The 12,544-nt window shown below is 35.4% G+C and carries 13 protein-coding genes and 5 tRNA genes; all 18 read left to right on the top strand.

What is annotated here, in order from left to right:
• Positions 1–135 precede the first annotated feature (135 nt).
• Positions 136–852: a ComEA family DNA-binding protein gene (locus BTR34_RS03385; RefSeq protein ID WP_235843192.1), complete on the top strand. Its 717-nt coding sequence runs from the start codon at positions 136–138 to the stop codon at positions 850–852.
• Between the two features lie 10 nt (positions 853–862).
• On the top strand, positions 863–2,032 hold the full coding sequence (locus BTR34_RS03380; RefSeq protein ID WP_068484401.1) for an acyl-CoA dehydrogenase family protein: 1,170 nt from the start codon (positions 863–865) through the stop codon (positions 2,030–2,032).
• Positions 2,033–2,134: 102 nt separating this feature from the next.
• Positions 2,135–2,329, top strand: coding sequence for a 30S ribosomal protein S21 (gene rpsU, locus BTR34_RS03375; RefSeq protein WP_027067859.1), 195 nt, complete (start codon positions 2,135–2,137; stop codon positions 2,327–2,329).
• A gap of 73 nt (positions 2,330–2,402) precedes the next feature.
• Positions 2,403–3,293 carry a tyrosine-type recombinase/integrase gene (locus tag BTR34_RS03370; RefSeq protein WP_068484282.1) on the top strand — a complete coding sequence of 297 codons (891 nt, stop codon included), beginning with the start codon at positions 2,403–2,405 and terminating at the stop codon, positions 3,291–3,293.
• Between the two features lie 47 nt (positions 3,294–3,340).
• Positions 3,341–3,646 (top strand): ribosome hibernation-promoting factor, HPF/YfiA family, encoded by a 306-nt coding sequence (gene hpf / locus BTR34_RS03365; RefSeq protein ID WP_068484280.1) that lies wholly within the window; start codon positions 3,341–3,343, stop codon positions 3,644–3,646.
• Positions 3,647–3,745: 99 nt separating this feature from the next.
• Positions 3,746–3,819 (top strand) — tRNA-Thr (locus BTR34_RS03360).
• Between the two features lie 27 nt (positions 3,820–3,846).
• Positions 3,847–3,928 (top strand) — tRNA-Tyr (locus tag BTR34_RS03355).
• 49 nt (positions 3,929–3,977) lie between these two features.
• Positions 3,978–4,050: transfer RNA gene (locus BTR34_RS03350), tRNA-Gly, on the top strand.
• A 72-nt stretch (positions 4,051–4,122) separates the two neighbouring features.
• Positions 4,123–4,194 (top strand) — tRNA-Thr (locus BTR34_RS03345).
• A gap of 55 nt (positions 4,195–4,249) precedes the next feature.
• A complete protein-coding gene (gene tuf / locus BTR34_RS03340) occupies positions 4,250–5,437 on the top strand; it encodes an elongation factor Tu (RefSeq protein ID WP_068484278.1) in 1,188 nt (395 codons plus the stop codon).
• A 99-nt stretch (positions 5,438–5,536) separates the two neighbouring features.
• Positions 5,537–5,609 (top strand) — tRNA-Trp (locus BTR34_RS03335).
• 56 nt (positions 5,610–5,665) lie between these two features.
• Complete coding sequence (gene secE, locus BTR34_RS03330) at positions 5,666–5,854, top strand: preprotein translocase subunit SecE (RefSeq protein ID WP_068484277.1); 189 nt, start codon at positions 5,666–5,668, stop codon at positions 5,852–5,854.
• Between the two features lie 8 nt (positions 5,855–5,862).
• On the top strand, positions 5,863–6,414 hold the full coding sequence (nusG, locus tag BTR34_RS03325; RefSeq protein WP_068484274.1) for a transcription termination/antitermination protein NusG: 552 nt from the start codon (positions 5,863–5,865) through the stop codon (positions 6,412–6,414).
• Positions 6,415–6,486: 72 nt separating this feature from the next.
• Entirely contained in the window at positions 6,487–6,924 is a 438-nt protein-coding gene (gene rplK, locus BTR34_RS03320; protein ID WP_027067854.1) for a 50S ribosomal protein L11, read from the top strand.
• An 18-nt stretch (positions 6,925–6,942) separates the two neighbouring features.
• Complete coding sequence (gene rplA, locus BTR34_RS03315) at positions 6,943–7,632, top strand: 50S ribosomal protein L1 (RefSeq protein WP_068484272.1); 690 nt, start codon at positions 6,943–6,945, stop codon at positions 7,630–7,632.
• Between the two features lie 26 nt (positions 7,633–7,658).
• Positions 7,659–8,174: a 50S ribosomal protein L10 gene (gene rplJ, locus BTR34_RS03310; protein ID WP_068484270.1), complete on the top strand. Its 516-nt coding sequence runs from the start codon at positions 7,659–7,661 to the stop codon at positions 8,172–8,174.
• A 50-nt stretch (positions 8,175–8,224) separates the two neighbouring features.
• Positions 8,225–8,602 (top strand): 50S ribosomal protein L7/L12, encoded by a 378-nt coding sequence (gene rplL, locus BTR34_RS03305; RefSeq protein ID WP_068484268.1) that lies wholly within the window; start codon positions 8,225–8,227, stop codon positions 8,600–8,602.
• 132 nt (positions 8,603–8,734) lie between these two features.
• A complete protein-coding gene (gene rpoB, locus BTR34_RS03300; RefSeq protein ID WP_068484266.1) occupies positions 8,735–12,544 on the top strand; it encodes a DNA-directed RNA polymerase subunit beta in 3,810 nt (1,269 codons plus the stop codon).

Below are 12,544 nucleotides of genomic sequence, written 5' to 3'. Positions count from 1 at the left end.
TTCAATAAACAAGAACGAAGTGGGATTTTCTTTTTGTGTTTTTTTCTAATAATAGTTCAAATAGGATATTATATTTATCAACCTAACTTAAATAATCAACCCTCTTCATTAGTTTTTGATAGCGAGACTCAAGCTATGATAGATTCTTTAAAAAGTGAGGTTTCTACAATGGATACTATTCGTGTATTTCCATTTAATCCAAATTTCATAACAGATTTTAAAGGGTATACATTAGGAATGTCTATTGATGAAATTGATAGGTTGCACAATTTTAGAAATAACAATGAGTTTGTGAATTCTGCTGAAGAATTTCAGAAGATTACAAAAGTTTCAGACTCGTTACTTAGTATTATTTCCCCTTATTTTAAATTTCCAGAGTGGACACAGAACAAGAAGAATAATTTTGCTTTTAAAAAGAATTCATTCCTTAATAAAGATGTTGCAGAGAAAGTTACATGGAAAGATTTAAATGCTACAACTGCAGAGGAGTTACAACAGATTAGTGGAATAGGGGTAAAGTTGTCAGCAAGAATAATAAAATTTAGAGATAGGTTGGGCGGGTTTTTAGTAGATGAGCAATTGTACGATGTTTATGGATTGGAAGAAGATGTGGTTTATAGAACATTGAATCAGTTTAAGGTGATAACCAAGCCAAATATTGTAAAAATAAATGTCAATACAGCTACTGCTGCTGAGCTCTCTAAATTGATATATCTTCAAAAACACGTAGCTGAGGGCATAGTAAATTATCGTAATCTCAACGGAAGTATCAATTCATTGAACGAATTAAAAAAAATAGAGGAATTTCCTTTTGAGCGAATTGATAGAATTGGTTTATATTTGTCACTCTAAAAAAAACGCTATGCAAAGTATGTACTTCACAGAAGAACATCAATTATTTAGGGCGAGCCTAAAAGATTTTTTACAAAAAGAAGTTGTTCCTCATATAGATAAATGGGAGGAAACAGGTACAATTGAAAGATTTATATGGAAGAAGTTCGGAGATATGGGCTATTTTGGTCTTGCAACACCTGAACAAGATGGTGGCTTGGGCCTAGACTTGTTCTATACAGTGGTTTTGCTAGAAGAGCTACAAAAAATTAATTCTGGGGGCTTTGCCGCTGCAATATGGGCGCATGCTTATTTGGCAATGACGCACTTAAACAAAGAAGCGGACTCTTTTGTAAAAGAGAAATATTTACGGCCAAGTGTGGATGGCGATAAAATTGGTTGCCTTTGTGTATCAGAACCATTTGGAGGTAGTGATGTAGCAGCAATGCGTACTACTGCTGTAAAAGAAGGTGATTTTTATACATTAAATGGTTCAAAAACCTTTATAACTAATGGTGTATATGCGGACTATATGATAGTAGCTGCAAAAACAGCACCTGAATTGGGTAATAAAGGAATTAGCATATTTGTAGTGGATAGGCAAAGTAAAGGAGTTACTGCAAATAAGTTGAATAAATTAGGTTGGCGAGCATCCGATACGGCGGAATTGGCTTTTGATAATGTAAAGATTCCTGTTGAGAATCTTATGGGTGATGAGAATATGGGCTTTTCTTATATAATGGAACATTTTTCTTTAGAAAGATTAATAATGGGTATTAATGCGCATGCAAGAGCAGAGCATGTTTTGGAATACGCTTTACAATATATGTCAGAAAGAGAAGCTTTTGGTAAATCAATTAATAAGTTTCAAGCTTTACGTCATAGAGTTGCAGATTTGTATGGAGATATCGATATGTGTAAAGAATATAATTATTCAGTAGCAAATAGGTTAGACAAAGGCCAGTATGTTGTCAAAGAAGCTACAATTTCAAAATTAAAATCAACCAAAGTTGCTGATAAGGTTGCATACGAATGTTTACAATTCTTAGGAGGTTATGGTTATATTGAGGATTATCCAATGGCTCGTAATTTTAGAGACAGTAGATTAGGTCCAATAGGAGGAGGGACCTCTGAGATTTTGAGAGAGATTATTGCTAAGATAGTAATCGATAAAAAAGAATATAAACCGGTAAAGGTTTAAGAAAAGATAGCTAAAGTTTTTAAAAATTAGAAAATAGGTTGTCTAAATGAATATAGTTATTATATTTGCAGCCTTAATCATAAAGAGAGGAGGTTATAGCCCATGTTAATAATACCAGTAAAAGAAGGAGAAAACATCGATAGAGCTTTAAAGCGTTTCAAACGTAAGTTCGATAAGACAGGTACAATGAGACAGTTACGTAAGCGTCAACAGTTTAATAAACCGTCAGTTGTTCGTAGAGCACAGATACAAAAAGCAGAATATATTCAAGGTCTAAGAGATCAGGAAGAAATTTAGACTTTGTACGATAGATATATAAATCCCGCAATTTGCGGGATTTTTTTTGTTTAAACTTTAATATCTTTAGAATATGGTATTATCAGAATTTAACTCTTATCTCTCATTAGAGAAAAATTATTCTAAACATACGGCAAAGGCATATGAAAATGATATTCTTGAATTTAGGGATTTTTGTAATACCAAGTATGATGTTGCTTGCATTAATAATGTAGATTATAGTTTAATTCGCTTTTGGATTGTCAGTTTGTCAGAAAAGGAAATTGATAATCGTTCCATAAATAGAAAAATATCTTCGCTTAAGTCTTATTATAGATTTCTTCAAAAAATTGGCTTATTAGATGTGAATCCGCTTATAAAGCATAAAGCCTTAAAAACATCAAAGAAAATAGAGATACCGTTTTCGGAACAAGAAATGCAAAACGTGTTATCTGTTATTGAGTACACGAATGATTTTGAAGGTGTTAGGGATGAGTTGCTTATACATGTATTGTATGCTACTGGTATGCGAAGGTCAGAGTTGTTACATTTAAAGGATTCTGATGTAGATTTTGAAAACATGACAATCAAGGTATTGGGTAAGCGCAATAAAGAACGATATATACCAATGTTATTAGAAAGCAAGCATAAGTTTAAGTCATATTTCATTAAAAGATTGGAGCTTAAAGAGATAAAAGATGATGATTATTTGTTTCTTACGCAATCGGGCAATAAAATGTATGAAACTCTTGTTTATAGATTAATAAACAAGTATTTTAGAGTAGTTTCCTCAAAGGTTAAAATAAGCCCGCATATTCTAAGGCATACCTTTGCTACACACTTGTTGAATAAAGGGGCTGATTTAAATGCGGTTAAGGAGTTACTTGGGCATTCTAGTTTGGCCTCGACACAAGTCTATACGCATAATAGCATAGCTGAGTTGAAAAAGGTTCATGCAAAAGCTCATCCGCGAGGAAATAAATAATTATTGTATAATCTGGCTAAATTTTTAAGCCCATAAATTTTCTGACTATGAAAGTAAATACGCAATCGGTAAATTTTAATGCAAACAGTGAGTTGATTAATTTCCTTCAAAACAGACTTAATAAGGTGGAAACCTTTTATTCTAAGGTAATTAGCTCAGATGTGTATATGAAAGTTGAGAATACGAGTTCTAAAGAGAACAAAATAGTAGAAATAAAAATTACAGTTCCTAAAGATAAATTTGTTGTTAAAAAACAATGTAAGTCTTTCGAAGAGGCAGTTGACTCAGCTTGTAGTTCCTTGGAACGCAGGTTAATAAAACAAAAACAAAAAATAAGATTACAAGCTTCATAAAAATATTTCAAAATTTGTTTTGAATAAACAAAAAATACTATACATTTGCAGTCCGTTAGAAATAGCGGACTTTTTTATAGCTTTAAAAGTTGTAAATAAGCCGATGTAGCTCAGCTGGCTAGAGCAGCTGATTTGTAATCAGCAGGTCGTGGGTTCGAGTCCCTCCATCGGCTCTAAAGTTCTTTAAAATATTAGTTTGAGGGGAGATACTCAAGCGGCCAACGAGGGCAGACTGTAAATCTGCTGACTACGTCTTCGCAGGTTCGAATCCTGCTCTCCCCACAAAACTTTTATAAAGAAATTTTAAAATTGAAATATTGTAATTTTATAAGCGGGAGTAGCTCAGTTGGTAGAGCGTCAGCCTTCCAAGCTGAATGTCGCCGGTTCGAACCCGGTCTCCCGCTCTATAATTTTGACAGAAATGTCAATTCCTGCGAAGGCAGGAACCTACTGTTTAGGTGGGTTCAACACTTTACGCCGGTGTAGCTCAGGGGTAGAGCGTTTCCTTGGTAAGGAAGAGGTCACGAGTTCAATTCTCGTCATTGGCTCAATTAAGGTATAAATTTGTACACTAATATAAACTAAGATTAAAATTCATTAAACATGGCAAAGGCAACTTTCGATCGTTCCAAACCGCACTTAAATATAGGTACTATTGGACACGTTGATCACGGTAAAACTACATTAACTGCAGCTATTACAACTGTTTTGGCAAATGCAGGTCTTTCTGAAATGAGAAGTTTCGATTCTATCGATAATGCTCCTGAGGAAAAAGAAAGAGGTATTACAATTAACACTTCACACGTAGAGTATTCTACCGCTAACCGTCACTATGCACACGTTGACTGTCCTGGTCACGCGGATTATGTTAAGAACATGGTTACTGGTGCTGCTCAAATGGATGGTGCTATATTAGTTGTTGCTGCTACAGATGGTCCTATGCCTCAAACTCGTGAGCATATCCTTTTAGGTCGCCAGGTTGGTATTCCAAGAATGGTTGTATTCATGAATAAAGTGGATATGGTTGATGATGAGGAGTTAATCGAGCTTGTTGAAATGGAAGTAAGAGAATTGCTTTCTTTTTATGAGTACGATGGTGATAATGGTCCTGTAATCGCTGGTTCTGCATTAGGTGCATTAAATGGTGAGCAGAAATGGGTTGATACAGTTATGGAACTAATGGAAGCTGTTGATAACTGGATTGAACTTCCTGTAAGAGATGTTGAGAAGCCTTTCTTAATGCCTGTTGAAGATGTATTTACTATTACTGGTCGTGGTACTGTTGCAACAGGTCGTATAGAGACTGGAATTGCAAATACTGGTGATGCTGTTGAGATTATTGGTATGGGTGCTGAAAAATTGAACTCTACGATTACTGGGGTTGAAATGTTCCGTAAAATTTTGGATAGAGGTGAAGCTGGAGATAACGTAGGTATCTTGTTGAGAGGTATTGAAAAATCTCAAATTAGTCGTGGGATGGTAATCTGTAAGCCAGGTTCAGTTAAGCCACATGCTAAATTTGAAGCTGAAGTTTATGTATTGAAAAAAGAAGAAGGTGGTCGTCATACACCATTCCATAACAACTACCGTCCACAGTTCTATGTAAGAACTACAGATGTTACTGGTAACATTGCACTTCCTTCAGGAGTTGAAATGGTTATGCCAGGTGATAACCTTACGATAACAGTTGAGTTAATTCAGCCAATTGCATTAAGTGTAGGTCTTCGTTTCGCTATCCGTGAAGGTGGTAGAACCGTAGGTGCTGGTCAGGTAACTAAGATTATAGATTAATTTAATCTAAAGAGTATTGTGTATATAAGGGTGTCTTGCTCAAGCGGGACACCTTTACATGCAAATAAAAGAATAGGTGGCTTTAGTGCCGTTATTCATACGGGTGTAGCTCAGTTGGTAGAGCACTGGTCTCCAAAACCAGGTGTCGGGAGTTCGAGTCTCTCCTCCCGTGCACAATAGAATTTGGATGATACGTCCTTTAGTTGAAATTGTAAAACAGAAATTTAAATGTTCACATATATAAAAGAATCCGTTGAAGAGTTAAGGAATAATGTTACTCTTCCTTCACGTGCAGAGTCATCAAACTTGATGGTTGTTGTAGCTGTGTTTTCTATCCTTTTTGCGTTGGCAACTTGGGGTGTAGATACGGTCTTTAGTAAGGTGATTAAGTTGTATTTCAACACTGTTTTAAACTAGTAAGTCTTATGTCAGAAGTATTAGAGAAAAAATGGTACGTTGTTAGGGCTGTCAGTGGTCAAGAGAATAAAATCAAAGGCTATATTGAAAGTGAGGTAGAACGTCATGGTTTTTCTGACTATTTAGAGGATGTTCTTGTTCCAACCGAAAAAGTAATTCAGATTAGAAATGGTAAGAAAATAAACAAAGAAAGAGTTTATTTTCCTGGCTATATTATGATTAAAGCTAATTTGGGGGGTGAGATGGTTCACATCATAAGGTCAATTACAAATGTAATTGGATTTTTAGGTGAAACAAAAGGTGGTGATCCAGTTCCTTTAAGGAAGAATGAAGTAAATAGAATGCTAGGTAAGGTGGATGAGCTTGCAGTTAATACTGATAGCGTAGCAATTCCATTTGTTTTTGGAGAAACAGTTAAGGTGATTGACGGTCCGTTTAATGGATTTAATGGAACTGTTGAGAAAATTAATGAGGAAAAACGTAAGCTTGAGGTTATGGTGAAGATTTTCGGAAGAAAGACTCCTTTAGAGCTTAGTTACATGCAAGTAGAGAAAGTATAAGAATAAGTGTTACATACATATAATTAAAGTAGTGTTGCTTCCGTAAACACACTTTCAATTTAATTTTAAACAATGGCAAAAGAAATAGGTAAAGTAGTTAAACTACAAGTTAAGGGAGGTGCAGCGAATCCATCGCCACCGGTTGGACCTGCCTTAGGAGCTGCTGGTGTTAACATTATGGAATTCTGTAAGCAATTTAATGCGCGTACACAGGATAAACCAGGTAAAATATTACCAGTTGTTATCACCGTTTACAAAGATAAGTCTTTCGACTTCGTTGTAAAAACTCCACCGGCGGCGATTCAGCTATTGGAAGCGGCTAAGATTAAAAAAGGATCTGGCGAACCTAACAGAGTAAAATTAGGTAGTGTTACCTGGGATCAAATCAAGGCAATAGCCGAAGATAAAATGGTTGATCTTAACGCATTTACAGTAGAATCTGCAATGAGTATGATTGCTGGTACTGCACGTTCTATGGGTATGAAGGTAGCAGGAAAGAAACCTTTTTAAAATCTTAAAAGTAATTAAATGGCAAAGTTAACTAAGAAGCAAAAGGAAGCGCACTCCAAAATAGAGAAAGATAAATTATACTCTGTTGCGGATGCTTCGGCTTTAATAAAAGAAATAACCAATACAAAATTTGACGCATCTGTAGATTTAGCAGTTCGTTTGGGTGTGGATCCAAGAAAGGCAAATCAAATGGTACGTGGTGTAGTTACACTACCTCACGGTACTGGTAAAGATGTAAAGGTTTTGGCTTTGGTAACCCCAGATAAAGAAGCAGAGGCTCAAGAAGCTGGTGCAGATTATGTTGGGTTAGATGAGTATTTGGAGAAGATAAAAAATGGTTGGACAGATGTTGATGTAATTATCACAATGCCAAGCGTTATGGGTAAATTAGGTCCATTAGGTCGTGTTTTAGGACCTAGAGGTTTAATGCCAAATCCAAAAACAGGAACTGTTACTATGGATGTAGCTAAAGCTGTATCTGAAGTAAAAGCAGGTAAAATAGATTTTAAAGTTGATAAAACCGGTATCGTACACGCTGCGATAGGTAAAGCTTCTTTTTCTGCAGATAAGATTGCAGATAACGCTAAGGAGTTGTTAGATACTTTGAATAAATTAAAGCCAACTGCGGCAAAAGGTGTTTATATGAAAACTATATTCATGTCTAGCACAATGAGCCCAAGTTTGCAATTAGATCCAAAGTCAATTTAACAAACTGCTAGTTAAAAATTAAAAGTATGACAAGAGAAGAAAAAGCAACGGTTATAAAAGATTTGACTACGCAGTTGGCAGATAGTACAACTATCTATTTGGCAGATATTTCAGGTTTAGATGCAGGTACAACTTCTGATTTAAGAAGGGCTTGTTTCAAAGCTAATATTAGACTAGCTGTAGTTAAGAATACATTGCTTGCAAAAGCAATGAATGCTTCTGAGAAAGATTTTGGTGAGTTACCTGAAGTATTAAAGGGGAGTACCTCTTTAATGTTTTCGGAAGTAGCCAATGCTCCTGCTAAATTGATAAAGAATTTTAGAAAAAAATCTAAAAAACCTTTATTAAAAGGAGCTTTTATTGAAGAAGCAGTTTACATAGGTGATGATAATTTAGATGCTTTAGTTAGCATTAAGTCTAAAGAAGAAATGATCGGTGAGGTAATTGGATTATTACAATCTCCAGCCAAGAATGTTATTTCTGGACTTAAATCTGGTGGTGGTAAGCTAGCCGGAATTCTAAAAACATTATCTGAAAGATAAGTACGCACTATAAACTAAGTATATTTTAAAATTTTATTAAACGATAGAAAATGGCAGATTTAAAAGATTTCGCAGAACAATTAGTTAACCTTACTGTAAAAGAAGTAAACGAGTTAGCTGGTATATTAAAAGATGAGTATGGTATTGAGCCTGCAGCGGCAGCAGTAGCAGTAGCTGCTGGTGGTGGTGCTGAAGCTGGTGAAGCGGCAGAAGAGAAAACTGAATTCGATGTAATTTTGAAAGCAGCAGGAGCTTCTAAATTAGCAGTAGTTAAATTGGTTAAGGAATTAACTGGTTTAGGCTTGAAAGATGCAAAGGATATTGTTGATAGTGCACCAAAGCCTGTTAAGGAAGGTGTTTCTAAAGACGAAGCAGAAGGTATCAAAAAATCATTGGAAGAAGCTGGAGCAGAAGTTGAGCTTAAATAATAGCAACAACCATATTACTTTTGGTTTAGGTCTTTTCGCTTTTTGCGGTTAGACCTAAGCCTTTTTATAGAATTAGGTATATTTAGAAGTATACAACCCATTTAGTACTCACGATCAAAACACTGTCCGTAGATGTTCACAAATCAGACTGAAAGAATAAGCTTTGCTTCCGCAAGAAACACACCGGATTACCCGGATTTCTTGGATATTCAGATTAAATCTTTTCAAGACTTTTTTCAACTAGAGACTAAATCAGATGAAAGAGGTAATGAAGGTCTTTATAATACCTTCATGGAAAATTTCCCAATAACTGATACTCGAAATCAGTTTGTATTGGAATTCTTAGATTATTTTATAGATCCGCCAAGATATTCAATTCAAGAATGTATTGAGCGTGGTCTTACTTATAGCGTACCATTAAAAGCGCGTTTAAAGTTGTACTGTACAGATCCAGAACATGAGGATTTTGAAACGATAGTACAAGATGTGTATTTGGGTACTATACCTTATATGACTCCGAGCGGTACATTTGTAATCAATGGTGCAGAAAGGGTTGTTGTTTCTCAGTTGCATAGATCGCCAGGGGTTTTCTTTGGTCAGTCTTTCCATGCAAATGGAACCAAATTATATTCTGCTAGGGTAATTCCTTTTAAAGGTTCTTGGATAGAGTTTGCTACCGATATTAATGGTGTAATGTATGCCTATATCGATAGAAAGAAAAAATTACCGGTTACTACCTTATTTAGAGCCATTGGCTTTGAACGTGACAAGGATATTTTAGAAATATTTGATCTTTCTGAGGAAGTAAAAGTTTCTAAAGCCGGACTTACCAAAGTTCTTGGGCGAAAATTAGCGGCAAGAGTATTGAATACTTGGCACGAGGATTTTGTTGATGAGGATACTGGCGAAGTTGTTTCGATAGAACGAAATGAAATAGTTTTAGATCGTGATACGATTCTTGAGAAAGAGCATATTGCTGAAATTATAGATGCAGATGTAAAGACAGTTTTGTTACATAAAGAAAATAATGCGCAATCTGATTACGCTATTATTCATAATACATTACAAAAGGATCCAACGAATTCTGAAAAAGAAGCCGTTGAACATATTTACCGTCAATTACGTAATGCAGAACCGCCAGATGAGGAAACTGCACGTGGTATTATTGATAAATTATTCTTTTCTGATCAACGTTACAATTTAGGTGAAGTTGGTCGTTATAGAATGAATAAAAAGTTACAGTTGGATATTGGAATGGATAAGCAAGTCTTAACCAAGGAAGATATCATAACTATTATAAAATATTTAATCGAGTTAATTAACTCAAAAGCTGAAATCGATGATATTGATCACTTATCTAACCGTCGTGTTAGAACTGTAGGTGAGCAATTATCTTCTCAGTTCGGTGTTGGTCTTGCACGTATGGCAAGAACAATTCGTGAGCGTATGAACGTTCGTGATAACGAAGTATTTACGCCTATAGATTTAATTAATGCGAAGACTTTGTCTTCTGTAATAAATTCTTTCTTTGGTACAAATCAGTTATCTCAGTTTATGGATCAAACTAATCCATTAGCAGAGATTACGCACAAGAGAAGATTGTCAGCATTAGGACCTGGTGGTTTATCAAGAGAACGTGCCGGTTTCGAAGTGCGTGATGTTCACTATACACACTACGGTCGTTTATGTCCTATTGAAACACCAGAAGGACCAAATATTGGTTTGATATCTTCTTTATCTGTTTTTGCGAAAGTGAATTCAATGGGATTCTTAGAAACTCCATATAGAAAGGTAACAGATTCAGTAGTTGATATAAATAATTTTGCTTATTTAAGTGCTGAAGAAGAAGAAGGAATGAAAATTGCGCAAGCTAACATTCCAATGAAAGAAGATGGCACTATAGATACAGACAAGGTTATTGCTAGAGAAGAAGGGGATTTCCCGGTTGTAGATCCATCTGAAATTCAATATACAGATGTCGCACCTAATCAAATTGCTTCTATTTCGGCATCTTTAATTCCATTCTTGGAACATGATGATGCTAACAGGGCCTTGATGGGATCTAACATGATGCGTCAGGCCGTACCTTTGTTAAAACCACAATCACCAATTGTTGGTACAGGTTTAGAGCGTCAAGTAGCTTCAGATTCTAGAGTATTGATTAATGCGGAAGGTGATGGTGTAATAGAGTATGTAGATGCTCAAAAAATTACCATTAAATATGATAGGACTGATGAAGAAAGATTAATCAGTTTCGAAGAGGATGAGAAAACGTACTTCTTAGTTAAATTTAGAAAAACCAACCAAGGAACCAACATTAACTTAAAGCCTATTGTACAAGTAGGTGATAGAGTTAAAAAAGGACAAGTACTTTGTGAAGGTTATGCAACTGAAAAAGGGGAATTAGCATTAGGAAGAAACTTAACCGTGGCGTTTATGCCATGGAAAGGATACAACTTCGAGGATGCAATTGTAATATCTGAAAAAGTTGTTCGTGAAGATATTTTTACTTCAATACATGTTGATGAGTACTCCTTAGAAGTTAGAGATACAAAATTAGGAGCTGAAGAACTAACTCATGATATACCAAATGTTTCTGAAGAGGCTACAAAAGACCTTGATGAGAATGGTATGATCAGGATTGGTGCCGAAGTGAAGCCTGGTGATATCTTAATTGGTAAGATTACGCCAAAAGGTGAGTCTGATCCAACTCCTGAAGAGAAATTGTTACGTGCTATTTTTGGTGACAAAGCCGGTGATGTAAAAGACGCTTCATTAAAAGCTTCACCTTCTTTAAGAGGTGTTGTCATAGATAAGAAATTATTTTCAAGATCAGTAAAAGATAAGAGAAAACGTTCTGAGGATAAAGAAGAGCTTTCTAAGCTTGAATTGGAGTATGAAGTAAAATTCCAAGAATTAAAAGATGTACTTGTTGAAAAATTATTTACTATAGTTAATGGTAAAACATCACAAGGTGTACTTAATGATCTAGGAGAAGAAGTTTTGCCTAAGGGTAAAAAGTATACCATGAAAATGTTAAACTCTGTTGATGATTTTGCTCACTTAGTAGGTGGAAGCTGGACAACGGATACAGAAACAAATACTTTGGTTGCTGATTTACTTCATAATTATAAGATAAAGCTTAACGATTTACAAGGTAACTTAAGAAGAGATAAGTTTACCATATCTGTAGGAGATGAATTACCTGCAGGTATAATGAAACTTGCTAAAGTATATGTTGCTAAAAAACGTAAACTTAAAGTTGGTGATAAAATGGCCGGTAGACACGGTAACAAAGGTATTGTTTCTAGAATTGTACGTCATGAAGATATGCCATTCTTAGAGGATGGTACTCCTGTTGATATTGTTCTTAACCCATTAGGTGTACCGTCTCGTATGAACATCGGTCAAATTTATGAAACTGTATTAGGTTGGGCAGGTCTTAAGCTTGGTAGAAAGTATGCAACACCAATTTTTGATGGTGCAACTTTAGATGAAATAAATACCTATACTGACGAGGCCGGTATACCTAGATTTGGACATACATACTTATATGATGGTGGAACAGGACAGCGTTTCGATCAGCCTGCAACTGTAGGTGTAATCTATATGTTGAAACTTGGTCATATGGTAGATGATAAGATGCATGCACGTTCTATTGGACCGTATTCTTTAATTACGCAACAGCCATTAGGTGGTAAAGCACAGTTTGGTGGTCAACGTTTTGGAGAAATGGAAGTTTGGGCACTTGAAGCATATGGTGCTTCTGCAACTTTAAGAGAGATTTTAACGGTTAAATCTGATGATGTTATTGGAAGAGCAAAAACCTATGAATCAATTGTTAAAGGTGAAACAATGCCAGAGCCTGGTTTACCAGAATCTTTCAACGTTTTAATGCACGAACTTAAGGGATTAGGTTTGGATATTAGACTTGAGGAATAG

Origin of the sequence: Maribacter hydrothermalis (assembly GCF_001913155.1) — a bacterium.
Taxonomy (GTDB): domain Bacteria; phylum Bacteroidota; class Bacteroidia; order Flavobacteriales; family Flavobacteriaceae; genus Maribacter; species Maribacter hydrothermalis.
This window is presented reverse-complemented; position numbering and strand designations above follow the sequence as displayed.

Coding starts and splice junctions, on each gene's coding strand:
- rplA (WP_068484272.1), top strand. CDS start 6,943: ATGGCAAAGTTAACTAAGAAGCAAAAGGAAGCGCACTCCAAAATAGAG.
- BTR34_RS03380 (WP_068484401.1), top strand. CDS start 863: ATGCAAAGTATGTACTTCACAGAAGAACATCAATTATTTAGGGCGAGC.
- rplJ (WP_068484270.1), top strand. CDS start 7,659: ATGACAAGAGAAGAAAAAGCAACGGTTATAAAAGATTTGACTACGCAG.
- rpoB (WP_068484266.1), top strand. CDS start 8,735: ATGTTCACAAATCAGACTGAAAGAATAAGCTTTGCTTCCGCAAGAAAC.
- BTR34_RS03370 (WP_068484282.1), top strand. CDS start 2,403: ATGGTATTATCAGAATTTAACTCTTATCTCTCATTAGAGAAAAATTAT.
- hpf (WP_068484280.1), top strand. CDS start 3,341: ATGAAAGTAAATACGCAATCGGTAAATTTTAATGCAAACAGTGAGTTG.
- rplK (WP_027067854.1), top strand. CDS start 6,487: ATGGCAAAAGAAATAGGTAAAGTAGTTAAACTACAAGTTAAGGGAGGT.
- tuf (WP_068484278.1), top strand. CDS start 4,250: ATGGCAAAGGCAACTTTCGATCGTTCCAAACCGCACTTAAATATAGGT.
- secE (WP_068484277.1), top strand. CDS start 5,666: ATGTTCACATATATAAAAGAATCCGTTGAAGAGTTAAGGAATAATGTT.
- nusG (WP_068484274.1), top strand. CDS start 5,863: ATGTCAGAAGTATTAGAGAAAAAATGGTACGTTGTTAGGGCTGTCAGT.
- rpsU (WP_027067859.1), top strand. CDS start 2,135: ATGTTAATAATACCAGTAAAAGAAGGAGAAAACATCGATAGAGCTTTA.
- BTR34_RS03385 (WP_235843192.1), top strand. CDS start 136: ATGATAGATTCTTTAAAAAGTGAGGTTTCTACAATGGATACTATTCGT.
- rplL (WP_068484268.1), top strand. CDS start 8,225: ATGGCAGATTTAAAAGATTTCGCAGAACAATTAGTTAACCTTACTGTA.